The following is a 23,802-nucleotide window of genomic DNA, read 5'->3' as shown; positions in this document are numbered from 1 at the left end:
CAGGCGACAGGAAGGGCCGATTTGCGCGGAGCGGTCCCGTGCCGGAACGGGCCGGGCACGAACCGTTCATCCTGCAGGGCGGGACGGATGTGGGACATTATCCACATGGCCACGTATGTTCTCGCCCCCTGTCCTACACCCTTCGTTCATTCCTTGGACCGAGTTTCCAACCCTGCCGGAAAGCCGTTGAGGGGCAGCTTTCCAAGGGCCGCACTGCCATGATGACGGTGCCGATCGTCCATTTGTCCAAACCGTGCCAGTGTCGCCAGGCCTTGCCACCCGCGGCAGCGCGCTCAAACCGCGAGCACCGATCATGCTTCTCCAAAGGTTCCGTATTTCCACGCGCATCCTTCTGCGCCTCCCTCATTCCCATGGCCGCGTTCGCGCTTTTCGCGATCTTCCAGATCGCCGAGCTGAAAGCGGAAGCCGACCGCTATGGCGCCACACAGGCGCTCATCGGGCATGAGCGCGTTCTTTCGGGGGCCATTCACACACTCCAGAGAGAGCGCGGCTATTCCTTCGCCCATGTGGGCTCGCAGGGCCGGGACATGGGGAACGAACTGGCCACGGCACGCGCGGAAACCGACCAGGCGCTGGCGGGTACTGCGGATGCGCGGGCCGCCCTCAGGGCCTTCGACGCCGGCAGCTTCGGCGGGCTGACCGAAGCCATGGCGGTGCAACTCCAGAAGCTCTCGCGCATGCGGTCGCGCATCGATGCGCTGGACCTGACGGCGAGCGAGGCTGGCGGCTTTTACACGGCGGCCATCGCGTCCATCCTGGACACAAGCAGGGAAATGGCCGCTCACCTGGGCGATCCGGAACTGGCGCGTGAATTCGACGCCTATCTCGATGCCGTGACTGCGAAGGAACTGGCAGGCCAGGAACGGGGGCTCGCCGCCGGTGCCATCGGCGCGAGCCAGTTCCAGGATGGCGGATTCCAGCGGTTCGTGGAACTGACGGGCGGACAGGCTGTCCTGATGGCCCGTTTCCTCTCGGCGATAGATGGCGATGCCGCGGAGCAGGCCCGGCAAGCCTATGGCGCCGGTCCGTCGGGGGAGCTGGCATCCATGCGCCGGACGCTGATCATGGGCGGCGTTTCCGGCTTGATCTCGGGTCTTGACGGCCGTCATTGGTTCAACACGGCCTCGGCCTGGATCGAACAGTTGAACAAGGCCGCGCTTGCGGCGGCGCAGGACATCAAGGCCAAGGCGGCCATCGGCGAGCAACGGGCGTCTGTGCAGCTCTGGTACAGCGCCTCGGCGCTTGCCGCCGCCACGCTGGTCATGGCTGTCTTCCTTGTCATCCTGGTGCGAAGCATCAACCGTCCCCTCGCCGGGTTGTCAGGCATCCTCAAGGGCATGGCTGCGGGAAACCTGGATGCGGACATCCCGCAGGCCAGCCAAAGCAACGAACTGGGCGACATGGCCCGCTCCGTGCTGGAACTGAAGGAAGCGATCCGGCTGCGCGCCGAAGGCGAAGCCGCGGAACAGGCGCGGCGTGCGGAAGACGATGCGCGGCGCTCGGAAGAAGAGGCGGAACGGATCAGGCGGCAGGCGGAAGACACGCGCTTTGCCGTGCGTGAACTCGGCGGCGCGCTGAACCGGCTGGCCGACGGCGATGTGACTTATCGCATCGAAAACGAATTCGTGGATTCGCTGGACGAATTGCGCGAGAACTACAACCTTTCCATGGACCGGTTGCAGGAGACGCTGGCCAGCGTACAGGACGGCGTGCGCAACATCGACGCCGGTGTCAGCGAAATCCGGGTCGCGTCCGACGATCTGGCCGGGCGGACCGAGCAGCAGGCCGCTTCCGTGGAAGAAACGGCAGCCGCGATCGAGGAGATCACGACGGCGGTCAAGGATGCGGCGGCACGGGCCGCGGAGGCCGGGCGCATCGCTGGCAAGACGACAGAGACAGCCGAGAAATCGGGCGACGTGGTGCGCCAGGCCGTGGCCTCGATGGGCCGGATCGCGGCGTCCTCCAAGGAAATCGAGCAGATCATTTCCGTGATCGACGACATTGCCTTCCAGACGAACCTGCTGGCGCTGAATGCGGGTGTCGAGGCGGCGCGTGCCGGTGATGCGGGCAGCGGATTCGGCGTCGTGGCCGGCGAGGTGCGCGAGTTGGCACAACGCTCGGCAAAAGCGGCCAAGGAGATCCAGGCGCTGATCCAGACTTCGGCCGGTGAAGTGAAGGACGGGGTGGATCTGGTGAACCGCACCGGCGACGCGCTTGCCGGCATCATCGGGGAAGTCCAGCAGGTGAACGCCCATGTGGCAGCTATTGCCGCTGCAGCCGCACAGCAGTCGACCAGCCTCGGCGAAGTCAATATTGCAATCTCCAGCATCGACCATTCGACGCAGAACAATGCCGCGATGGTGGAGCAGACGACCGCCGCCACGCACGGGCTGGAAAAGGAGGCAGGGACGCTGAGCGGCCTGGTCGGGCAATTCCGGGTCAACGCGGCGCGGAGAGCGCCGGGAACGGAGGCCGCGGACCTGCGCCGTCAGGCCGGCGAACGGGCCGTAGCCGCCTGATCCGATATCACGAGCCGGCGCAGCCGATCTCGGCTGTCGCCTCGATCTCGACCAGCGCCGCATCCTCGATCAGCCCGGCGACCACGAGCACCGACATGGCCGGGAAATGGCGGCCCATGACACGCCGGTATGCCTCGCCCATCTCCTTCTGCCGGGCGAGGTATTCCGTCTTGTCGGTGATGAACCAGGTCAGCCGGACGATGTCCTCGACGCGGCCGCCGGCAGCCTCGACGATGGCCGCGATATTGCGCAGCGTCTGCTCGAACTGGCCGACGAAATCGTGCGTCTCGAAGACCTGGTCGCCGTTCCAGCCGATCTGGCCACCGGTATAGAGCCTCCGGCCATCGACCAGGATGCCGTTCGCATAGCCCTTCGGGCGTGCCCAGCCGGGCGGGTTGATCGCATCCATCATGGTGACGTATCCCCTCTTTCCATTCGCCTTTCAGGCATGCTGACGCAGGCGGAAGCGCTGGATCTTGCCGGTCTGCGTCTTGGGAAGCGCCTGGGCAAAGATGACCGAGCGCGGATATTTGTATGGTGCGATCTGCGCCTTGACATGGTCCTGAAGGGCCCTGGCGGTCTCCTCGCCGGCAGGAACGCCTTCTTTCAGCACGACATGGGCCTGGACGATCTGGCCGCGTGCCTCGTCCGGTACACCGATCACGGCGCATTCCATGACATCCGGGTGGGACAGCAGGGCGGCCTCCACTTCCGGCCCGGCGATGTTGTAGCCGGAGGAAAGGATCATGTCGTCGCTGCGCGCGGCAAAGTGGAACCGGCCTTCGCTGTCCTGGATGAAGGAATCGCCGGTGAGATTCCAGCCGGCGCGCACATAACCGTCCTGGCGGTCGCCGCCGAGATAGCGGCAGCCGGTGGGCCCGCGCACCGCCAGCCGTCCGACCGTCCCGCGCGGTACCTCGTTCATGGCGTCGTCGACGATCTTCGCCTCATAGCCGTCAACGGGCCGGCCGGTGCAGGCGGGACGGGAATCGCCGAAACGGTTCGAGATGAAGATGTGCAACAGTTCGGTGGAGCCGATGCCATCGAGCAGGGGCTTGCCGGTTTTCTCCATCCATTGCTCGTAGACCGGGCCGGGCAGGGTTTCGCCCGCCGATACGGCGGCGCGAAGAGAGGACAGGTCGGCGCCGTCGTCCATGGCGGCCAGCATGGCCCGGTAGGCGGTGGGGGCGGTGAAACAGACCGTGGCGCGATAGGTCTGGATGATTTCGATCAGATTGGGCGGCGTTGCCTGCTCCAGCAGCGTGGCCGCGGCGCCGAAGCGCAGCGGAAAGACCGCCAGACCGCCGAGGCCGAAGGTGAAGGCCAGTGGCGGCGATCCGACGAAGACGTCATCCGGTGTCACCTCCAGCACCTGGCGGGCATAGCCATCGGCAATGATCATCAGGTCGCGGTGGAAATGCATCGTGGCCTTGGGCTCCCCCGTCGTGCCGGAAGTGAAGCCGAGCAGGGCGACATCGTCGCGGCCGGTCTTGACGCTGTCGAAGCGGACCGGCTTCGACAGCGCCAGCCGGTCGAGTTCGGCGTCGTGATTGGCAGTGCCGTCGAAGCCGACGATCGTTTCGAGATACCGGCTGTCCGTGGCGCAGGAGACCAGTTCATCCATCAGCCGGGTATCGCAGAGCGCCAGGCCGATCGCGGCCTTGTCGACGATCTTCGCCAGTTCGCCGGCGCGCAGCATGGGCATGGTGTTGACCACGACCGCGCCGGCCTTGGTGGCGCCGAGCCAGGCGGCGACCATGGCCGGATTGTTCGCGGAGCGGATCAGGATGCGGTTGCCCGGCCGCACGCCCATGTCATCGACAAGCACGTGGGCAATGCGGTTGGTCCAGTCAGCCAGTTCCTTGTAGGTGCGGATGCGGCCATTGCCGATAAGCGCGGTGTGGTCGCCAAAGCCCTTTTCGACCATGGCATCGGTCAGTTCATGGCCGGCATTCAGCCATTCGGGATAGTCGAAACCGTCAAGCAGGAAATCCGGCCAGAGATCCGGGGCGGGCAGGTTGTCGCGGGTGAAGCTGTCAACGTGGCCGGTCGGTCCAAGCGTGGGTACTGGCATTTCATCCTCCCGCTGCTGCCGCCATGGTCTGGCGCGCGATGATGACCTTCTGGACGTCGGACGCGCCTTCATAGATGCGCAGCGCCCGTATCTCGCGATAGAGCCGTTCGACGATGCTGCCTTTTCGCACGCCATCGCCACCATGAAGCTGCACCGCCTTGTCGATCACCGATTGTGCGCGATCGGTGGCGAACAGCTTGGCCATCGCGGCCTCGCGGCTGACGCGCGGGCTGCCGCTGTCCTTCAGCCATGCGGCCCGGTAGACCAGCAGCGCGGCGGCATCCACATCCAGCGCCATGCCGGCGATGTGGCCCTGCACCATTTGCAGGTCGAAGAGCGGCGCGCCGAAGAGTTCGCGTGAGGCGGCACGCGCGATGCTTTCGTCCAGCGCGCGCCGGGCAAAGCCCAATGCCGCGGCCGCGACGGTGGAGCGAAAGACATCCAGCACGGCCATGGCCATGCGGAAACCCTCTCCGGGCTGGCCGATCAGGGCGGATGCGGGCACGCGGCAATCGCGGAAAGACAGACGTGCAAGGGGATGGGGCGCGATGACCTCGAGCCGTTCGGCCACTTCGAGCCCCGGCGTATCGGCAGGCACGATGAAGGCGGACAGACCCCTGGCGCCGGGTGCCTCGCCGGTGCGGGCGAAGACGGTATAGACATCGGCAATGCCGCCATTGGAAATCCACGTCTTCTCGCCATTCAGCACGAAGCCGGTTCCGTCGCGCCGTGCGCTCATGGCAATGTTGGCGACATCGGAACCGGAGGCCGGCTCGCTGAGCGCGAAGGCCGATATCGCCTTGCCGGAGCGTGTCAGCGGCAACCAGTCGCGCTTCTGCCCTTCGGTGCCGAAGAGCGAGATCGCGCCGGTGCCGAGGCCCTGCATGGCGAATGCGAAGTCGGCCAGTCCGTCATGGCGGGCCAGCGTCTCGCGCATCAGGCAAAGGCTGCGCACGTCGAGCACGGAGTCCGGTTCGCCGGGGTCGGTGGCGGTCAGCTTCAGCCAGTCGTCGCGGCCAAGGGCCGAAACGAGGCTGCGGCAGGCGGCATCCGTATCGCAATGGTCGATGGCGGAGAGCGAAGTGGCGGTCCAGGCGTCTACGGATTCGGCCAGCGCGCGGTGCCGGTCGTCGAAAAAGGGCCAGTCGAGGAAGCTGCGGTCGGCCATCAGTTGCCCTCGAACACGGGTTTGGTCCTGCTTGCAAACGCCTCGTAGGCGCGCCGGAAATCCAGCGTCTGCATGCAGATGGCCTGTGCCTGAGCTTCCGCCTCGATGGCCTGATCCAGCCCCATGTTCCATTCCTGTGCCAGCATGGTCTTGGTCATCATGTTGGCGAAGGCCGGGCCTTGCGCGATGCTTTGCGCCAGCGCGCGTGCTTCCCTTTCCAGGTCGCCTGCCTCGACCAGCCGGCTGAAGAAGCCCCAGCGCTCGCCTTCCTCCGCGCTCATGGCGCGGCCGGTATAGAGCAGTTCGGCAGCGCGGCTCTGGCCGATGATGCGCGGCAGCATCGCGCAGGCGCCCATGTCGCAGCCGGCCAGGCCGACGCGGTTGAACAGGAAGGCGGTCCGTGCCTGCGGCGTGGCGATGCGAATGTCGCTGGCCATGGCGATGATGGCGCCGGCACCGGCGGCAATGCCGTCCACGGCGGCAATCACCGGCTTGCCGCAGGCGACCATCGCCTTGACCAGATCGCCGGTCATGCGGGTGAATTCGAGCAGGCCCTTCATGTCCTTGTCGAGCAGCGGCCCGATGATCTCGAAGACATCGCCGCCGGAGCAGAAATTTCCGCCATTGGGGGCGAAGACGACGGCGGCAATGTCGTCACGGTCGCGCAAGGCGCGGAACCAGTCGCGCAACTCGGCATAGGAATCGAAGGTGAGCGGGTTCTTGCGTTCCGGGCGGGCGAGCGCGATGCTGGCAATGGCACCGTCGATCTCAAGCAGGAAATGGGCGGGCGTGTCGTTGGTCATCGGCTTTCCTTTCCACTGCCGCGCAGCGCCTCCACATGCGCCCGGGCCTCGGCTGATATCCGGTCCAGGGTTTCCCCGAGGTCACGCGCCTCGCCCGGCGCGACGCCACCGAGCAGGCCGTCAATCCAGCCTTCATGGGCGGCGGCCAGGAGATCGAAGGTCTCGCACCCCTTGCCGGTCAGGCGCACCATCATGGCGCGGCGGTCATTGTCGACCGGCACACGCACCACCAGCCCATCGGCCACCAACCGGTCGACGATGCCGGTGACATTGCCGTTGGAGACCTTCAGTTCGGCTGAAAGCGCACTCATGCGCAGGCCATCGGGCGACCGGCGCAGGGCCGCCATCACGTCGAAGCGCGGCAGAGTGCTGGCGAAGTCCGCGCGGAAGCGTTCGCGCAGATCCGCCTCCACGAGGCGGGCGGCCTTGAGCAGTTTCAGCCAGAGGCGCAAGCGCGCCTTCGAGGCGGCCGCGGCGCTTGCGTCCGCCGTCGCATGTCCGGGTTTAAGGTCGGGTGCGCCGGCCTTCACGCGTCACCTCCCGAAATGACAAGCCCGTGCCCGTTGACCATGGCCGCTTCAGGCGAAGCGAGATAGAGCACCGCGGCCGCCACTTCCCCCGGATCGATGATGCGGCCGGCTGGATTGTCGCCGAAAACGCGGGCCTCGGCCTGTGCGCGGTCAATGCCGAAACGCCGCATCACGCCGGCGACCGCGTCTTCCGCCATCGGCGTTTGCACCCAGCCGGGGCAGACCGCGTTGCAGGTGATGCCGGACTTCGCCACTTCCAGCGCCAGCGAGCGGACCAGCCCCATGACGCCGTGCTTGGCGGCGCTGTAGGCGGCGACATTGGCTTCGCCATACAGTCCGGAAACGGACGAGACGGCGATCAGCCGCCCGCCCGCACCCATGCCGCCAAGTGCCTCGCGAAAGGTCAGGAAGACACCCGTCAGTGTCACCGCCAGCGTCCGGTTCCACAGGTCGAGACTTGTATCGGCGACCTTCGCCGCCTTGCCCATGCCGGCATTGGCCACCACCACGTCGAAAGGCCGGTCGAACAGGGCACGCATGGATGGCTCGTCGGTGACGTCGGCCTCGCGGCATTCCATGCCTCGGCCGTCATCGGTCTCGCGCAGGGCCTCCATGCGGCGACCGGCAATGGTCACCGCGTCGCCCTTCTCGCAAAAGGCGCGCGCCGTGGCGCGGCCGATGCCCGAACCGCCGCCGGTGACCAGAACCCGCCTCATGCCCGGAACTCCATCTCGGCGGCACGCTCGGCCAGCCGCCACAACTGGTCGCGGCCCGGCAGATAGGGGTCGGGCCATTTTTCCTGCCGGTCGCCCAGCGCGGCAGCGGCATGCAGCGTCCAGTAGGGATCGGCCAGATGCGGGCGCGCCAGGCAGACGAGGTCGGCCCGGCCGGCCATGAGAATGGAATTGACGTGATCGGGCTCGTAGATGTTGCCCACCGCCATGGTTGCCATATGCGCCTCGTTGCGGATGCGGTCGGAAAACGGGGTCTGGAACATGCGCCCATAGACCGGACGGGCACGTGTCGTCGTCTGGCCGGCGGAGACATCGCAGATATCGACGCCGGCCTGCCTCAGCATTTCCGCGATGGCGACGGCGTCGCGCGGGGTGACGCCGTCCTCGCCGACCCAGTCATTGGCCGAAATGCGCACCGATACCGGCTTTTCCTCGGGCCAGGTCTCGCGCACGGCGTGAAAGACTTCCAGCGGCCAGCGCATGCGGTTTTCAAGGCTGCCGCCGTAGTCGTCGGTCCGCCGGTTGGTCAGCGGCGTGATGAAGGAGGACAGGAGGTAGCCATGCGCCATGTGCAATTCGATCATGTCGAAGCCGGCGCGTCCGGCCATCTGTGCGGCGGCGGCGAACTGGTCGCGCACCATGTCCATGTCGGCGCGCGTCATCGTCTTCGGCGTGGCGTTGCGGCCGGACCATGGCACGCCGGATGGCGACAGCACATCCCAATTGCCCGAGGCAAGTGGCGCGTCCATCTCCTCCCAGCCCAGTTGTGTGGAGCCCTTGGCGCCGGAATGGCCGATCTGCAGGCAGATTTTCGCCTCCGTTTCACCATGCACGAAGTCGACGATCCGCTTCCACGCGGCCTCGTGTTCCGGTGCATAGGTGCCGGGGCAGCCGGGCGTGATGCGCCCTTCCGGCGAGACGCAGGTCATCTCGGTGACGACAAGGCCGGCGCCGCCCTTGGCGCGCTCGCCGTAGTGGACGAGGTGCCAGTCGGTCGGGCAGCCGTCCACGGCCTTGTATTGCGCCATGGGCGAGACGACGATGCGGTTCTTCAATTCCATCGCGCGCAAGCGGAAGGGCGCGAACATGGGCCGGCGCACAGGCGCATCTGCCGGAACACCGGCCTGACGCTGGAACCAGGCCTCGGCGCTTTCCAGCCATTCGGGATCACGCAGGCGCAGGTTTTCGTGGCTGATGCGCTGCGAGCGGGTGAGCAGCGCGTAGTTGAACTGCACAGGGTCCAGGTCGAGATAGCGCTCCACATCCTCGAACCATTCCAGCGAATTGCGCGCCGCCGATTGCAGGCGCAGAACTTCCAGACGCCGCTCGGCCTGATAGCGCTCGAAGGCCTCCTTCAGGGTCGGTTCGCTGTGAAGATAACCGGCCAGCGCAATGGCGCTGTCGAAAGCCAGGCGGGTGCCGGAGCCGATGGAGAAGTGGCCGGTGGCTGCCGCATCGCCCATCAGCACCACGTTTCCATGGTGCCAGCGTTCGCAGATGACGCGCGGAAAGTTCATCCAGACAGCCGAGCCGCGCAGATGGCTGGCATTGGAGATGAGCCGGTGGCCGCCGAGATGTTTGGCGAACACCCTCTCGCAGACGGCGATCCCTTCCTCCTTCGACATCCGCTCGAAGCCCCAGTCGTCCCAGGTCTGCTGCGAGCATTCCACGATCACCGTCGCCGTGTCGGCATCGAACTGGTAGGCGTGGATCCACATCCAGCCATGTTCGCTTTTCTCGAAGATGAAGGTGAAGGCATCGTCGAATTTCTGGTGCGTTCCGAGCCAGACGAACTTGCACAGGCGCATGTCGATGTCGGGCCGGAAGATGTCTGCATATTCGCGCCGAACCGCCGAATTGATGCCGTCGCAGGCGACGACCAGATCGTAGTCCTTGCGATAGTCCTCCGCCGACCTGAACTCGGTGGAAAACCGCAGATCGACGCCCAGCTGGCGGGCGCGGTCCTGGAGGATTTGCAGAAGTTTCATGCGGCCGATGCCGGCAAAGCCATGGCCGCCCGAAACGGTGCGCGTTCCGCGATGGACAACGGCGATGTCGTCCCAATAGGAGAAATTCTGCTCGATCCCGACAGCGGTGACGGGATCATTGGTCCTGAGCCTGGCCATGGCATCGTCGGAGAGCACCACGCCCCAGCCGAAGGTATCGTCGGCGCGGTTGCGCTCCAGCACGACGACATCGTGGGACGGATCGCGCAGCTTCATGGATATGGCAAAGTAAAGCCCGGCGGGGCCGCCGCCCAGGCACAGCATACGCATCGCGAACCTCCCTTCGCAGCACCGGCAAGGGGAATGGTACAGGAGCGCAAGGTTATTTCAAGCTTGAAATATTGAAACTTGAAATATCTTTCCGGAGTTGCGCCGCTTCGGCCGCGTGCCTGGCACATGGGGCCAGCCTGTGCAGGACAGGGTTCACAAGGCACCGGTTCCGGTCCACTCTGCCGGACAAGCGGGAGAGAGGCCATTCATGAAGACGCAGCGCGGCGGCATCTATTACGGCTGGGTGGTGGTGGCTGTGGCCTTCGTGACCATGGCGGTCGCGGTGAACGCGCGCACCGGCTATTCGCTTCTGCTGCCGCAAATCTCCAGCGAGTTCGGCTGGGCCACGGCAACGACATCGGGACCGTTCTCACTGGGCTTCATGGCCTCGACGGCCTTTGTGCCCGTGCTGGGCATTCTGATGGACCGGCACGGTCCGCGCATCGCCATTCCCGCCGGGGCATTGCTGGTGGCGGCAGGCTATGGCAGCGCGGTGGTGATCGCCTCTCCGGTCGGGCTGTACATGGCGCTCGGTCTTCTGGCGGTGATGGGATCCATGGCGATGAGCTATATCGGCCATTCGATGTTCCTGCCGAACTGGTTCGTGCGCCGCCGCGGGCTTGCCGTGGGCATCGCCTTTTCCGGTGTCGGCGTCGGAGCGGTCACGCTGCTTCCGCTGATGCAATGGACCATCGACACGCATGGCTGGCGCGCGGCCTGTCTGGGCATTGCGGTCGTGACACTCGTCGTCATCGTGCCGCTCAATTTCCTCTTCCAGCGAATGCGACCGCAGGAGATGGGACTGAAGCCCGATGGCGACGGGCCCCGGCGGGCCTCGCCGGGCAAGCCAAAGGGTGAAACTCAGGGGGCGCCCTGGGTGCCGGCGCCGGTCTGGACGCTGGCGCGGGCGATGAAGGTGCCGGCCTTCTGGTGGATTTCAGGCGCCTATTTCTTCGGGCTTTTCGTGTGGTACGCGATCCAGATCCACCAGACCAATTTTCTCTTGCGCCAGGGCATCGATTCGACGACGGCGGCATCTGCGCTGGGCCTCGTGGCGCTGTTCGGCATCGGCGGCCAGATCACGCTTGGCGGCCTTTCCGACCGGATCGGCCGGGAAGCGGCATGGAGCCTGGCGCTTGGCGGGTTCGCGCTTGCCGCCGCCATGCTCGCGATGGTGGATTTCGGGCAGGCGCCGCATCTCATCTTCGTCATGGCGGCCTTGCAGGGGCTGCTCGGCTACGGCGCCGCCTCCATCTATGGCGCCATTCCCGCGGAGGTGTTTTCGGGCCCGCATTTCGCCAGGATATTCGCCATCATTTCCCTGTTCGGCAATTTTGGCGCGGCCACGGGCGTCTTTCTTCTCGGTCTTGTCGACGATGTGCTTGGCGGCTACCGCACCGGCTGGTGGCTGTGCGTCATCGCCGCGTTCGCATCCATGCTGTGCATGTGGCTGGCTGCCCCGCGCAAGTTCCGCACAGCGTGACGGCCGGGCCGTGGCCCGTTTTGCAGATCATGCCTGTCCGGCGGGCCGCAGGAAGCCGGCGAAGAAAGCCGCCAGTTCCTCGCGCGCAGCGAGTGGCAGGATGTGCGCCACATACTGGTCCGGGCGCACCACGATCATGCAGCCGCTGTCGCGATCGATGCCGCGCATGGCGTAGATGTCCCTGCCGTTCTTCCGGTCGACGCAGAAAACCTTTTCGAAATCGCGCAGGCCGAGACTGCCCTTGGCCGGCTTGAGCAGCGCGGGCATGTCCTCATAGGCCAGTTCGTCGAAACCCTGCTGAAAGACCGCGCGCAGGTCGATCACCGCGTCGATGTCCTCATCCGGGCGGGTATGCCGGCGCACCGGCGAGGCGGGATCGTTTTCCAGCCAGTCGCAAAGGCGATGGATGGCGGAACCGGGCGCCGAGGAATCCGCCCTTCCGGCAAAGGCATAGATGCGCCAGCGGGCGTCTGCTTCCGCGACGTGGCCAAGCTGCAACTCCATGGCGTCGGCGAGGCGCACGACGGGCGCGGAATGGAAGCGGCGGCCGAGCTTTTGCCCCGTGGCAAGATCCTGACGGGCGTTTCCGGCGATGATGGATGATGGTTCGTATTCCACCTCGAGACCGGCGGTGAAGACGCCATTGCGGATGAACTGCTCCTGGAAACGCGGCATGCCGGAGCCATCCAGTTCGGATTTTCCGGGCGGAGCGCTCATGACCCGCGCCCAGGCATGGTCGGTATCCACCAGCCGCTTGGCTTCAGCCCTGCGCTCGGCGGAGTAGCTGTGCAAGAGGTCGGCACCTGAGCGGCCCTTGAGGACCTGCACCAGCTTCCAGCCGAGGTTGAACGTGTCGCCCATGGAGACATTCATGCCCTGGCCCGCCTTCGGGCTGTGGGTATGGCAGGCATCACCGGCGGTGAAGACGCGCGGCGTGCGCGTGGCCGTTTCGCCTTCGGGCACATCGTCGAACTTGTCGGTCAGGCGATGGCCGATCTCGTAGATCGACCACCAGACCACTTCCTTCACGTCCAGCGAATAGGGCGCCATGATGCGGTTGGCGGCCGCGATCATGTGATCGATGGTCAGGTTCCGGTTGGCGACGCGCTCATCGGGATTCAGCTTGTCGAGTTCGACATACATGCGGAAGAGATAGCCGCCTTCGCGCGGCAGGATCAGCACATTGCCTTCCTTCTGCGAGGCAATGAGGCACTTCATGCGCACGTCGGGGAAATCGGTGTTGGCCAGGATGTCCATCACGCCCCAGGCCTGGTGCGCGGCATCGCCGTGAAGCTCGCCACCGATGGCCTTGCGCACGTTGGAGCGGGCGCCGTCGCAGCCGACGACGTAATTGGCGCGCACGGTCAGGGTTTCGCCGGCCCGGTCGCCGATGGTGCGCTCAAGCGTCACGGTCACCGGATGGTCGTCGGTTGCCGTATCGATCACGAGGTCGCGCACAGCAAGCCCGTAGTCCGGCTCAAGGCGCGAGGGCGCATTGCGCATGACGTCCAGAAACAGTTCATGCACGCGGGCCTGGTTCATCAGCGTATGCGGCATTTCCGACAGATCGTCGGCGACATCCTGAACGCGGCCGATTCGCCTGATCGCAGACGGGTTTGCCGGGTCGGGCGCCCAGAAATTCGTCTGGTTGACCCAATAGGCCTCGCGCTTGACCTTGTCGGCGAAACCGAAGGCCTGGAACATTTCCATCGAGCGGACGTTCAGGCCGTCGGCCTGGCCCTTCTCGATGGGACCGGGCTTGGGTTCGACGATCATGGTACGGATTTCCGGAAACTGCGACAGTTGCGCGGCAAGGCACAGTCCGGCCGGGCCGCAGCCGGCGATCAGCACATCCACGGTTTCGGGCAGCTGGCTGCGTCCGCCGGTTAGTTCGCGTCCGGGCGCGGCCTCGCGGATATCCGGATCGCCGGGCTTGAAGCCGTTCAGGTAATATTGCATTGCCGCTGCTCCGAGAAACGATAAGTGGTCTTATCATATCGGACAAGAGCGCCGATGCGTCAATCAAAAAACTATGCCGGCCTATCATTTCTTGTTATAGACATTCCGGCAAACCGTGCGCCATGGAGACAGGATGATCGCGAGTTCGACAATGCCGGGGCATCTCATCCGGCGGCTGCACCAGAAGTCGACGCAGGTTTTCACACGCCATGTCCGTGCGGCCGGCTACGACCTGACGCCGGTTCAGTTTGCCGCGCTGGATGCGCTCAGCCACGTTCCGGGCATCGATCAGGCCGGGCTTGCCGACGCGGTGGGCAAGGATCCGGCCACCATCGGCGCCGTTGTGGACAGGCTGGCGCAGAAAGGCTTGCTGACCCGCGTGAAGAGCAGCGCGGACCGGCGTGCGCGCGTCCTGGAACTGACCGGCGAAGGCAAGGCGGTTCTCGACGCGCTGCTGCCGGTTGTCGAAGGGTTGCAGGCGGAAATCCTGGGTGGCCTTGACGCGGCTGAATACAGGCAGTTCGTAAGGCTTGCGGCCAAGGCGGCGTTGACCGGCGGGGGCGGATACGAGGAGGGGTGACACCCGCCTCCCTTCGCACAGGCTTCGGCGGGCGCGGTTCTTTCCGGCTGGTCCTGAAAGGCAAGCGGCCTTCTCCGGAAACCGCAAGATCACGCGTTCTCCGGGTAACCGAACCTTTACACTTGCCGCGACACCCTGAAGCCAAGCCCCAACCGGCTCTTGCGACATGAAGTCGTGTGTCCCCTGGCAATGCCGCAGGAGATCCGATGGCATCCGATGTCGCCGTGCCCGGTTCCGCACCGGCCTCCCTTTCCATCAAGCGCTGGCTCGTCGCGCTCAACGTGGCTTGTGCGCTTGGCGTCATCGCAGGAATCGCGGCCGTGCCGACAGGCTCACGCCTCGTCGTCGTCGGGTCGCCGTTTTCCGGTCCCGGCGCGATCATGAGCATCATCTCCCAGGCCGGCGGGCGCCTCGTCAATGGCGGAGCGGCCGGCTGGATCGCGGTTGCCGAGGGAACCACCGCCGATTTCGCCTCACGGCTTCGCGCCTCCGGGGCATTGCTCGTCCTCGACGGACGTCTGGCCGCAGCCTGCATCGGAATCAGGACATCATGAACGGATTGCACAATATTCGCGCGATGGCATCCACGCTCTCGCTCGCCCTTCTGTGGCTCAATGCCATTCTTGTCACCGCCCGCGCCCTGTGGGGCACCGAGGCCAGCGTCGCGCTTCTGGTTGCCGGTGCATTGGCGCTGGCGGGTTCGTCCACGGCACTGTGGTATGTCGACCGGACAGGACCGCAGACGAGTTCCGCCATCGGCGTCGCGCAGGCCGGGCTTGTCGCGCTTCTCGTCTATGGCTTTTCCGGGTCGCCCTTGCAGATCGACATGCACATGTATTTCTTCGCGGTGCTGGCGGCCATGGCCTTCTGGATCGACTGGCGGCCGCTGCTGGCCTTCACGGCCACGACGGCGGTCCATCACCTCGTGCTCTATGTCGTTCTGCCGCAGGCGGTCTTTCCCGGCGAATCAAACCTCTCGCGTGTGGTGCTGCACGCCGTCATCCTGCTGCTGGAAGCCGGTATCCTGGTGCAGATGACGCGGCTGATGCAACGCTCGATGAAAGATGCCGCAACGGCGCTGGCGCAATCGGATGCCGCGCGCGGCGAAGCCATGGCCAGCAACAAGCGGGCGGAGGAATCCCATCATGCGGCTGAAGCCGAGCGGCGGGCCCGCGAACAGGCACGCGAACAGGAAGCGGCCACCGTGCGCGCGGTGGTGGATGAACTGGCGTCGGGCCTGAACGCGCTGGCCGGCGGCGACCTGACCGTCACGATCGCAAAGCCGTTCCCCGGCGATCTGGACCGGCTGCGCGCGGATTTCAACGCGGCCATGGCGCGGCTTCAAGAGGCCATGGGCCATATTCACGACAATGCCTCCACCATCCGCAACGTGTCCGGCGAGATTCGTTCCGCGGCTGACGACCTGTCGCGGCGCACCGAGCAGCAGGCGGCATCGGTGGAACAGACGGCGGCTGCCGTCGAACAGGTCTCCGCGTCGGTCAGGGAATCGGCGGTCCGGGCGGAAGAGGCGGGCGCGCTGGTTTCCAGGACCAAGACCTCGGCGGAAAAATCGGGCGCGGTGGTGCGCGATGCCGTTTCCGCCATGCGCGAGATCGAAGCCTCCTCGCATCAGATCGGCACGATCATCGGCATGATCGACGAGATTGCCTTCCAGACCAACCTGCTGGCGCTGAATGCCGGCGTCGAGGCGGCGCGCGCCGGAGAGGCGGGCAAGGGCTTTGCCGTCGTGGCGCAGGAAGTGCGTGAACTGGCGCAGCGCTCGGCCAAGGCGGCCAAGGAGATCGCCACGCTGATCGAGACGTCCGCCGGGCAGGTCAAGGCCGGTTCCGATCTGGTCAACCGGACCGGCGAAACGCTTGGCGTCATCGTCAAAGAGGTCCAGGACGTGCATGAAAACGTCTCGGCGATCGTCGATGCGGTGAAGGAGCAATCCGCGACCCTGCAGGAAATCAACCAGGCGGTAAATGTCATGGATCGCGCGACGCAGCAGAACGCGGCCATGGTTGAACAGTCGACAGCGGCCAGCCACAGCCTGGCGCAGGAGGCCAATGCGCTTGGCGATCTCCTGTCACGGTTCCGGCTCAAGGCAGACGGCTCCCACAAGCGGGCAGCCACGACGCCGGGTGCCCGACAGGAATTCACCGGTTTGCGGAAAAGCGCCTGACCCTTCTGCCGGGCGTCATGCCGTTTTCCGGGTGTCGCGCGCGAACAGGATGCCGAAAAGGCGGCCGGCGATGACGGGAACAAAGGCCAGGGCGGCCACGGCGGCCCAGGCTTCGGCGGGAAGGGGCACGAGGCTGAGCATGTTCGCCAGGTGCGGCTGGAACTGCGCAACGGCCAGGATCCCGAGGCACAGGACGACCGCGCCCCAGACCCAGCCATTGCGCGTCAGCCGGCTCTTCAGGAAACGGTCGCGCATGTTGCGCATGCTGAACACGTGCAGAAGCTGGGCAAGCGCCAGCGTATGGAACGTCATGGTGGTGACGGCGTTGCCGGTCAATGCCAGCGGCCCCATGGCGATGGCCAGTGCCGCCAGCGTGGTGAGCGCGATCAGCACACCGTAGAACACGATCCGTGTCCAGTGCCGGCGCGCGAGAATGGGTTCGGCGGGCGGGCGCGGCGGACGGTCGAGAACGCCGTCATCCGCTTCGATCGTGCCGAGGGCGAAGGCGGGGAAGACGTCCGTCACGAGATTCAGGAAGAGGATTTGCAGCGGCAGGATGGGCAGCGGCAGGCCCATCGGCACGGCCAGGCCGACAACGAGGATTTCGCTGAGGTTGCAGGACAGCAGATAGACCACGAAGCGGCGGATGTTCATGAAGATGACGCGGCCCTCGCGGATCGCCTCGATGATGGTGGGGAAGCGATCATCGCGCAGCACGAGATCGGCGGCATCGCGTGCCACCTGGGTTCCGCGCAGCCCCATGGCAATGCCGATATCGGCCTTGCGCAGCGCCGGTGCATCGTTCACGCCGTCGCCGGTCATGGCAACCACGTCACCGGCTTCCTGGTGCAGGCGGATGAGGTCCAGTTTCTGGGCGGGATCGACCCGGGCGAAGATGCGCGTATCGCGCAGGGCCTGCCGGCGGCCCTCGGCGAGACCGTCGAACGCCTCGAGTTCACCGCCGACAATGCCGTGGTCGCCATCGCCGGAAAGGCCGACCTCGCGCGATACATGGCGGGCGGTGGCGGGATGGTCGCCGGTGACCATGACCACCTTGATGCCGGCGCGTTTGGCCTCGCTGATGGCGGCGGCGATGTCGCTGCGCGGCGGATCGCGGAAGGCGGCGACGCCAAACAGCGTCAGCCCTTCGTAAACCGGCTCGTCGAGCGTGGCCATGGGCTTGCCGGCAATGGCGAGAAGCCGCAGCCCCTCGCCGGCCATGTGTTCGCATTGGGCCCGCCAGCGGTCTTCCTCTTCCCGATCGAACGGTTTCGCGCCGTCCTCGTCCTGAACGCTGGAAATGGCGGCGAAAACCGCCTCGGGCGCGCCCTTGACCGCGGCAAACATGCCCTTGCCGCCGTCATGAACCGTTGCCATCATCCGTGTCGATGTGCGGAAGGCATATTCCTTCCGTTCGGGGCAGTCCGCCAGAAGCGCCGGTTTCGTCATGCCGCCAGCCTGTGCGGCGCGCAGAAGGGCAATTTCCATCGGATCGCCGGTTGCCGCGCCCTCCTCGCCGGACAATTCGGCATTGTTGCACAGGGCGGCACTGCGCAGCAGCCGTGTCAATGCCGCGCCGGGTTGCGGCAGGGGCGCCCCGCCATCGTCGAGCAGACGGCCTTGCCCGCGGTCCAGGCCATAGCTGCCTGCCGGCGTGACGATGCGTTCGACATGCATGGCGTTTTCGGTCAGCGTGCCGGTCTTGTCGGTCAGGATCACGGTGGTCGCGCCGAGCGTCTCGACGGCGGACAGGCGCTCCAGCAATGCGTTGCGGCGGGCCATGCGCAGCATGCCGCGCGCCAGCGCCAGGGTGGCGACAATCGGCAGGCCCTCGGGAATGGCCGCCACGGCAAGCGCGACGGCGGATTCAATCATCTTCAGCAGGTCGCGGCCTGACCAGATTCCCGTCAGTGCCACCGCCGCAGTGACGATCAGCGTCAGCCAGATCAGGTTCCGGCTCAATTGCTCCAGTTGGCGCTCCAGCGGCGAGCGATCCGGCTCCGCTTCCTCGACGAGCTTCGTGATGCGCCCCAGCTCGGTCGCCATGCCCGTGGCGGTGACGACGGCTTCGCCGGTGCCGCGCGAGATCGCACAACCCTTGAAGAGCATGGATGTGCGTTCGTGGATGGTGGCGGCGGCATCCACCGGTTCCGCCGATTTCTCCACTGGCAGCGATTCGCCCGTCAGCATGGATTCATCGACCGACAGGTCTGAAGCCAGCAGGATGCGCATGTCGGCGGCCACGACGTCGCCGGCGTCAAGAATGACGATGTCGCCGGGAACCAGGGCCTCGGCATTGACGGTGATCTGCCGGCCGTCGCGCCGGACGATCGCGCTGCGCGAGGCCAGTTGGCGCAGGGCTTCCATCGAGCGCAGGGCCTGAAGCTCGGTGACGAAGCCGATCAGCGTGTTGATGGCAAGGACGATGACGATGGCGGCGAATTCGACCATTTCGCCGAGAAGGAACGCCAGCAGCGCGGCGCCGATCAGCAGATAGACGACCGGGCTTGCGAGCTGCCCCAGAAGCAGCAGGGCGATATTGACAGGCGCCCTGCGGCGAAGGGCATTGGCGCCATGCAGTGCCAGGCGCCGCGCCGCTTGCGCGCCGGAAAGCCCGGTCTCCCTGGCGACGTCCAGCCGGGCAAGGAGGGCATCGGTGCTTTCGGCATGGGGCGCGGACACGGCCGCGAAGTCGGCGCCGCCGGGTTGTGCAGGGTCACGGCTCATGCCCTGCGCCCGTGAAGACCGCAATGATCCGGTACCGTTTTCCTGATCCGATGACATTCCACGCACCGCCGCCGCCTTGCCGTGACTCGCCCGCATTCGCCTTCCTGAACGAACATGCCAGCAGATCACCGGGCAATGACAGATGTCAAACGGGGCCAGGGGTCAAACGGAGATACCAACCGGGCTTGATTCCCGCTGCCGGCCGGCAACCGTTCAGCCGCCGGGTATCAATCGGCCTCGTTGGCGGGCGCGGCGTTGAGCTGTCCGTATTTCTGCTCGCCAATGGTCGACAGCAGTTCGAGCTGCGTTTCGAGAAAGTCGATATGGCCTTCCTCGTCGGCCAGAAGATCCTCGAACAGCTTCATCGTGACGTAGTCGCCGGCCTGCTGACAGATTTCGCGGGACTTGCGATAGGAATCGCGCGCCTCGTACTCGCCGGCCAGATCGGCCTCAAGCACTTCCTTGACCGTTTCGCCGATGCGCAATGGCGCCACCGACTGCAGGTTGGGATGACCCTCCAGGAAGATGATGCGCTGAACCAGCCTGTCGGCATGGTGCATCTCCTCGATGGATTCCTCCCGCTCCTTCCTGGCCAGAAGCGTATAGCCCCAGTCGTCGAGCAGCCGGTAATGGAGCCAGTACTGGTTGACGGCGCCAAGCTCCAGGAAAAGGGCTTCGTTGAGCCGTTCGATGATCTGCTTGTCGCCTTTCATGATCATTCTCCCAAACGAGCGTGTGTGGCATCAAAGATGTATTTCTCATCTTTGATTTTTTGGGAGCCGGGTTCAAGCCGTCGCGGCATAAAGTTATTCCGGTCAGGCCGCATGGCGCGCGGCGCGGGCCGCCTTGCGCATGGCCTCCACCCTTTCGTGCTCGCTCCGCAGGCGGTCGAGCAGCGACATGACTTCTGCTTCCGGCGTTGCCTGCTCGCGGTGCCAGGCTTCGACGGTGCGCACGATCAGGGCAATGGCATTGGGGAAGCAGCCGCAGCAGCGGCCCCTCTTCCCAAGCGCGTGATAGACCTTGAGCGGGGTGATCACCTGCCACGGATCCTGGTCGAGAAAGCCGCGCACGGCGGCCTCGATATCGGATCCGGTAATGATGTTGCAGTGACAGATCACCATTTGCCTCACCCCTGGCCTGCCGCCATGAAATGAGGAACATGAACGTGGATGTCAACAAAAAAACCACATGAAAACAATAGTTTGGAATTATTCTAAACTGGGATGGCTTCTTGTTGCCTGAAGAAATGATGGCAGTTGTCAGCTATTTCCGGGGGCGCGATGGCGGGCGCGGGCCGTCCGGCCGTGCACATCCTGGAAAGCAGCGCGCTGTCCGGTGCGCGCAAGGACATGTGCATTCACCACAAAGGCGCCATCTACCGGCTCAAGATCACCCGGCAGGGCACGCTGATCCTCAACAAACAGCGCTGCCGGCGGTTGCCGTAGGGAACCGCAGGTCTCTTTTCGGTTTCCCTGCCGGGCGGAATGTGCAAGCCTTGCGCCTTGCAGGCCACGCCTGCCGCGCCTTGGCCAAGAAAAAACAGAACCAGATCAGGCGCCTTACCCGGCCATCCGGGCCTGTCCGGTCAGCCGGAAGCAAAACGGGAGGAGGAAGCAATGAAACTGAAATCCCTGGTGCTGGCCGCCATATTCTCGCTGATGGCCGCCGGCCATGCTCTCGCGGAATGGGCGCCTTCCGGGCCGATCCGGTTGCAGATCGGATTTGGCGCGGGCGGAGAGACCGACACGATCGGGCGGGTGATCGCCAAGAAGATGGCCGAAGATACCGGCTGGACGATCGTCGCCGAGAACAAGCCCGGCGGCGGCGGGCTCGCCATGTTCACTCAGGTTGCTGTCATGAAGCCGGATGGGCAGACCATCGGTCTTGGCGTCAGCATGCCGGTCCTGGTCAATCTCGTCCTGCGCGGCGACGAACTACCCTTCGATCTCGACAGCTTCGATTATCTGGGCACTGCCGCCTATGCGCAGCTTGCCATCGTCGCCCGGGCGGACGCGCCGTTCGACGACCTTCAGGGCCTGATCGACCATGCCAAGGCGAATGACGGCGCGCTGATCGGGTTCGACGCCAAGCCGCAGGAACTGCTTCTCAATCTGGTGGCACGCGAATCGGGTGCAGAGCTGAAGCCGGTGTCGATGAAATCGAGCGCCGAGCAGATACAGAACGTGCTGGGCGGCCATGTCATCGCGTCTTTCTCGGCAGGCGCCCACATTCCCTATCTGGAAAGCGGCGACCTGAAGATGATCGCCAGCGCCAATGCCACGCGCCATGGCTATGCCAAGGATGTGGCGACCGTGCAGGAGCAGGGCTTCGACATCTATGTCGACCCCTATTTCTATTTCGCGGCGCCGGCCGGACTTCCCGAGGATGCCCGCAAGGCCCTGACGGATGCCCTTTCGGGCGCGATTGCCTCGCAGGAGGTGACGAGCGCCATCAACAACGCGTTCAAGGCGGACCCGACCAACCTCGGACCCGAGGGCACGAGGATGATGATGGACAAGGGCCTGGACAATGTGGCGAAGCTGTTCGGCAAGTGAGTGAGGAGGGGCGCGCCGGGCGCGCCTGATCGCGGGGGACAGGCATGACGGCAAACCGGGTGACCGGGCTGGCAATCGCGCTCTTCGCGCTGGCGCTTGTCCTGTTCGTCATTCCTGCCCATACCGAGACGGTGGCTTCCGGATGGCTGAAGCCCGACACACTGCCGCTTGCCTGCGGCGTCGCGCTACTTGCGCTGGGTCTACTCCAGGCGGCCCTGCCAGACAGGGCGGACACGCCGGATTCCGGACATCCCGCGCGCTTCGCCCTTGCGCTTGCGGCAACCGCCGGTGCCGGCTGGGTCATGTTGCGCGGTGGCTTCCTGGCCGGCTCGGTGCCGCTGATGGCGGGGATGATGGTACTGACCGGCGAGCGCCGGCCGCTGCTGATCGGCGTGGCGAGCCTGGCCATTCCCTGCGGCCTCTGGCTCGTGGTGGACGTGCTGCTGTCGCGGCCGCTTCCCTGACGGCGGGCGCATGGATTTCCAGACCGCTCTCCTTGGCCTGCACGACGCCTTCGGACCCGTCAATCTCGCATTCGTGATCCTTGGCGTGGCGCTTGGCCAGATCGTGGGCGCCATTCCCGGCATCGGCCCGGTAATGATCATGGCCATTGCCATTCCCTTCACCTTCGTGCTCGATCCGCTTGTCGCCATCTCCTTCCTGATCGGCATCAACAAGGGCGGGCTTTTCGGCGGCGCGGTGCCGGCCATTCTCATCAACACGCCGGGCACGCCGGATGCTGCGGCGACCGCGCTCGACGGGCATCCGCTGGCGCGGAAGGGCAAGCCGAAAAAGGCCATGAAGATGGCGCTCTACGCCTCGGTCACCGGAGACACGTTTTCAGACCTGGTGCTGATCACGGTATCCGCACCGCTGGCGGTGCTGGCGCTTCGCATGGGCCCGGTCGAGGTTTTCGCGCTGATGATCTTCGCCTTTTCGGTCATTGCCGGGCTGGTGGGCGAATCGGTGGTCAAGGGTCTCGCCGCCGCCGTGCTAGGGCTGCTGGCCGCAACGGTGGGGCTGGACCCCGAACACGGTACGCCAAGGCTCTATTTCGGGCATTTCGAGCTGTTCGACGGCTTGCCGCTGATCGCGGTGGCGGTGGGCATGCTGGCGGTGGCGGAAATATTCCGGCGGCTGTCGGAACCGGCCTCGGGCGTGCGGCGCGCCATGCCTGCCTCCGGCAGCGCCGCAACCGGGGATGACAGCATCACGGCGCGGGAATACTGGTCGTGCCGCGGCGTCATGGCTCGCGGGGCCTTCATCGGCACACTGCTCGGGGCCATTCCCGGCATCGGCTCCACGGCGGCCGCCTTCATGAGCTATGCCTCGGCACGGCGCGCGGCTGCCGACGGGGCGACATTCGGGACCGGGAACCTGAAGGGGATCGCGGCCACTGAATCCGCCAACAGCGCGGTCATGGGGGCCAACCTCATTCCCTTGCTTGCCATCGGCATACCGGGCTCGATCTCGGCGGCGCTGCTCATCTCGGCCTTCAAGATCCACGGCATGCAGCCCGGTCCCCTGCTGTTCGAGCAGCAGGGCCGTCTCGTTTACGGCCTGTTCGGCGCCATGATCATGGCAAATGTGATGAACCTGCTGGTGGGGCAGGCAAGCCTGCGGCTGTGGGCCGGCATCATCCGGGCTCCGGGTTCAGTGATCTTTCCGGCTGCCCTCATCTTCTGCATCGTGGGTGTCTACCTTTCCACCGGAGGCATGTTCGGCGTCGCCATCATGCTGCTCGCCGCGCTTGTCTCCCATGTCATGCGGGCGACCGGCTATCCGGTCATCGTCTTCATCATCGCCTTCTTCCTGGGCGAGAATTTCGAGCGGTCGCTGTCACAGACGCTGGTCATCCTGGATGGCGACCTGCTTGCGTTGGCCGCCCACCCGATCGCCGGCCTCCTTTTCCTGCTTTCGATTGCCTCGGTCGCCTGGTTCCTGCTGCCACGGCGGGTGATATGACCGTGCGGGCAAGGCTGGAAAACAGGCCTGGGGCCGGATCAGCCGCCATCGCCACCGAACGCTTGTCATCCTTTAATGCAGGTATTCGTAATTAAGCGCTTCTTAATGAGAGCGAGGGTAGGAATCCGGGATACCGCGAGAACGTCCGCAAGGGGCGAGGCATGTCAGCCGTTTCCGCGAACCGGGTAGCCGGAATGTCTCGGAAATCCTGTGCCTGGAG

20 protein-coding genes are annotated in these 23,802 nt (G+C 65.4%); 9 read left to right on the top strand and 11 right to left on the bottom strand.

Annotated features, from left to right (window positions below; all coding sequences use genetic code 11):
* Positions 1–371: 371 nt before the first annotated feature.
* Positions 372–2,540: a methyl-accepting chemotaxis protein gene (locus R3D65_RS17550; protein ID WP_371276579.1), complete on the top strand. Its 2,169-nt coding sequence runs from the start codon at positions 372–374 to the stop codon at positions 2,538–2,540.
* Positions 2,541–2,547: 7 nt separating this feature from the next.
* Here R3D65_RS17550 and R3D65_RS17545 read toward each other — a convergent pair whose 3' ends face one another.
* From R3D65_RS17545 to R3D65_RS17515, 7 genes are all read right to left on the bottom strand, one after another.
* Positions 2,548–2,952, bottom strand: coding sequence for a RidA family protein (locus R3D65_RS17545; RefSeq protein WP_371276578.1), 405 nt, complete (start codon positions 2,950–2,952; stop codon positions 2,548–2,550).
* Positions 2,953–2,982: 30 nt separating this feature from the next.
* Positions 2,983–4,614 (bottom strand): AMP-binding protein, encoded by a 1,632-nt coding sequence (locus R3D65_RS17540; RefSeq protein WP_371276577.1) that lies wholly within the window; start codon positions 4,612–4,614, stop codon positions 2,983–2,985.
* Between the two features lies 1 nt (position 4,615).
* Entirely contained in the window at positions 4,616–5,782 is a 1,167-nt protein-coding gene (locus R3D65_RS17535) for an acyl-CoA dehydrogenase family protein (protein WP_371276576.1), read from the bottom strand.
* Positions 5,782–6,585, bottom strand: a complete 804-nt coding sequence (locus R3D65_RS17530) for an enoyl-CoA hydratase family protein (RefSeq protein WP_371276575.1) — start codon at positions 6,583–6,585, stop codon at positions 5,782–5,784. The genes R3D65_RS17535 and R3D65_RS17530 overlap by 1 nt, the downstream gene beginning before the upstream one ends.
* Positions 6,582–7,037 carry a MarR family winged helix-turn-helix transcriptional regulator gene (locus tag R3D65_RS17525; RefSeq protein ID WP_371276832.1) on the bottom strand — a complete coding sequence of 152 codons (456 nt, stop codon included), beginning with the start codon at positions 7,035–7,037 and terminating at the stop codon, positions 6,582–6,584. Before R3D65_RS17525 ends, R3D65_RS17530 begins: the two co-directional genes overlap by 4 nt.
* Positions 7,038–7,111: 74 nt before the next feature.
* Positions 7,112–7,831 carry an SDR family NAD(P)-dependent oxidoreductase gene (locus R3D65_RS17520; protein WP_371276574.1) on the bottom strand — a complete coding sequence of 240 codons (720 nt, stop codon included), beginning with the start codon at positions 7,829–7,831 and terminating at the stop codon, positions 7,112–7,114.
* Positions 7,828–10,125 (bottom strand): bifunctional salicylyl-CoA 5-hydroxylase/oxidoreductase, encoded by a 2,298-nt coding sequence (locus R3D65_RS17515; RefSeq protein WP_371276573.1) that lies wholly within the window; start codon positions 10,123–10,125, stop codon positions 7,828–7,830. Before R3D65_RS17515 ends, R3D65_RS17520 begins: the two co-directional genes overlap by 4 nt.
* A gap of 208 nt (positions 10,126–10,333) precedes the next feature.
* Between R3D65_RS17515 and R3D65_RS17510 the strand changes: the two genes are divergently transcribed.
* Positions 10,334–11,608, top strand: a complete 1,275-nt coding sequence (locus R3D65_RS17510) for an MFS transporter (RefSeq protein WP_371276572.1) — start codon at positions 10,334–10,336, stop codon at positions 11,606–11,608.
* Between the two features lie 27 nt (positions 11,609–11,635).
* On the opposite strand, the gene R3D65_RS17505 is transcribed toward R3D65_RS17510, so the two are convergent.
* A complete protein-coding gene (locus R3D65_RS17505) occupies positions 11,636–13,567 on the bottom strand; it encodes an FAD-binding monooxygenase (protein ID WP_371276571.1) in 1,932 nt (643 codons plus the stop codon).
* A gap of 133 nt (positions 13,568–13,700) precedes the next feature.
* Here R3D65_RS17505 and R3D65_RS17500 point away from each other — a divergent pair, with 133 nt between their 5' ends.
* The 3 genes from R3D65_RS17500 (at position 13,701) to R3D65_RS17490 (ending at position 16,332) form a co-directional block, all read left to right on the top strand.
* Positions 13,701–14,147 carry a MarR family winged helix-turn-helix transcriptional regulator gene (locus R3D65_RS17500; RefSeq protein ID WP_371276570.1) on the top strand — a complete coding sequence of 149 codons (447 nt, stop codon included), beginning with the start codon at positions 13,701–13,703 and terminating at the stop codon, positions 14,145–14,147.
* Positions 14,148–14,353: 206 nt separating this feature from the next.
* The gene (locus R3D65_RS17495) at positions 14,354–14,701 is read left to right on the top strand and encodes a hypothetical protein (RefSeq protein WP_371276569.1); all 348 of its coding nucleotides are present in this window, start codon (positions 14,354–14,356) and stop codon (positions 14,699–14,701) included.
* Positions 14,698–16,332: a methyl-accepting chemotaxis protein gene (locus R3D65_RS17490; RefSeq protein ID WP_371276568.1), complete on the top strand. Its 1,635-nt coding sequence runs from the start codon at positions 14,698–14,700 to the stop codon at positions 16,330–16,332. The genes R3D65_RS17495 and R3D65_RS17490 overlap by 4 nt, the downstream gene beginning before the upstream one ends.
* Before the next feature lie 15 nt (positions 16,333–16,347).
* Here the strand turns inward: R3D65_RS17490 and R3D65_RS17485 are convergent, their stop codons facing one another.
* The 3 genes from R3D65_RS17485 to R3D65_RS17475 form a co-directional block, all read right to left on the bottom strand.
* Positions 16,348–19,059, bottom strand: coding sequence for a cation-translocating P-type ATPase (locus tag R3D65_RS17485; protein WP_371276567.1), 2,712 nt, complete (start codon positions 19,057–19,059; stop codon positions 16,348–16,350).
* A 227-nt stretch (positions 19,060–19,286) separates the two neighbouring features.
* Complete coding sequence (gene bfr, locus R3D65_RS17480) at positions 19,287–19,772, bottom strand: bacterioferritin (protein ID WP_371276566.1); 486 nt, start codon at positions 19,770–19,772, stop codon at positions 19,287–19,289.
* 102 nt (positions 19,773–19,874) lie between these two features.
* Positions 19,875–20,183, bottom strand: a complete 309-nt coding sequence (locus tag R3D65_RS17475) for a bacterioferritin-associated ferredoxin (RefSeq protein ID WP_371276565.1) — start codon at positions 20,181–20,183, stop codon at positions 19,875–19,877.
* A gap of 159 nt (positions 20,184–20,342) precedes the next feature.
* Here R3D65_RS17475 and hemP point away from each other — a divergent pair, with 159 nt between their 5' ends.
* The 4 genes from hemP (at position 20,343) to R3D65_RS17455 (ending at position 23,582) form a co-directional block, all read left to right on the top strand.
* On the top strand, positions 20,343–20,507 hold the full coding sequence (gene hemP, locus R3D65_RS17470; RefSeq protein WP_371276564.1) for a hemin uptake protein HemP: 165 nt from the start codon (positions 20,343–20,345) through the stop codon (positions 20,505–20,507).
* A 171-nt stretch (positions 20,508–20,678) separates the two neighbouring features.
* Positions 20,679–21,617 carry a tripartite tricarboxylate transporter substrate binding protein gene (locus R3D65_RS17465; protein WP_371276563.1) on the top strand — a complete coding sequence of 313 codons (939 nt, stop codon included), beginning with the start codon at positions 20,679–20,681 and terminating at the stop codon, positions 21,615–21,617.
* Between the two features lie 44 nt (positions 21,618–21,661).
* Positions 21,662–22,081 (top strand): tripartite tricarboxylate transporter TctB family protein, encoded by a 420-nt coding sequence (locus R3D65_RS17460; RefSeq protein ID WP_371276562.1) that lies wholly within the window; start codon positions 21,662–21,664, stop codon positions 22,079–22,081.
* A 10-nt stretch (positions 22,082–22,091) separates the two neighbouring features.
* Positions 22,092–23,582, top strand: coding sequence for a tripartite tricarboxylate transporter permease (locus R3D65_RS17455; RefSeq protein WP_371276561.1), 1,491 nt, complete (start codon positions 22,092–22,094; stop codon positions 23,580–23,582).
* Positions 23,583–23,802: the final 220 nt, after the last annotated feature.

The organism is Zhengella sp., assembly GCF_041397485.1.
Lineage (GTDB): Bacteria > Pseudomonadota > Alphaproteobacteria > Rhizobiales > Rhizobiaceae > Zhengella.
The sequence above is the reverse complement of the archived record's forward strand: the minus strand, read 5'-3'. Positions and strand labels throughout refer to the sequence as shown.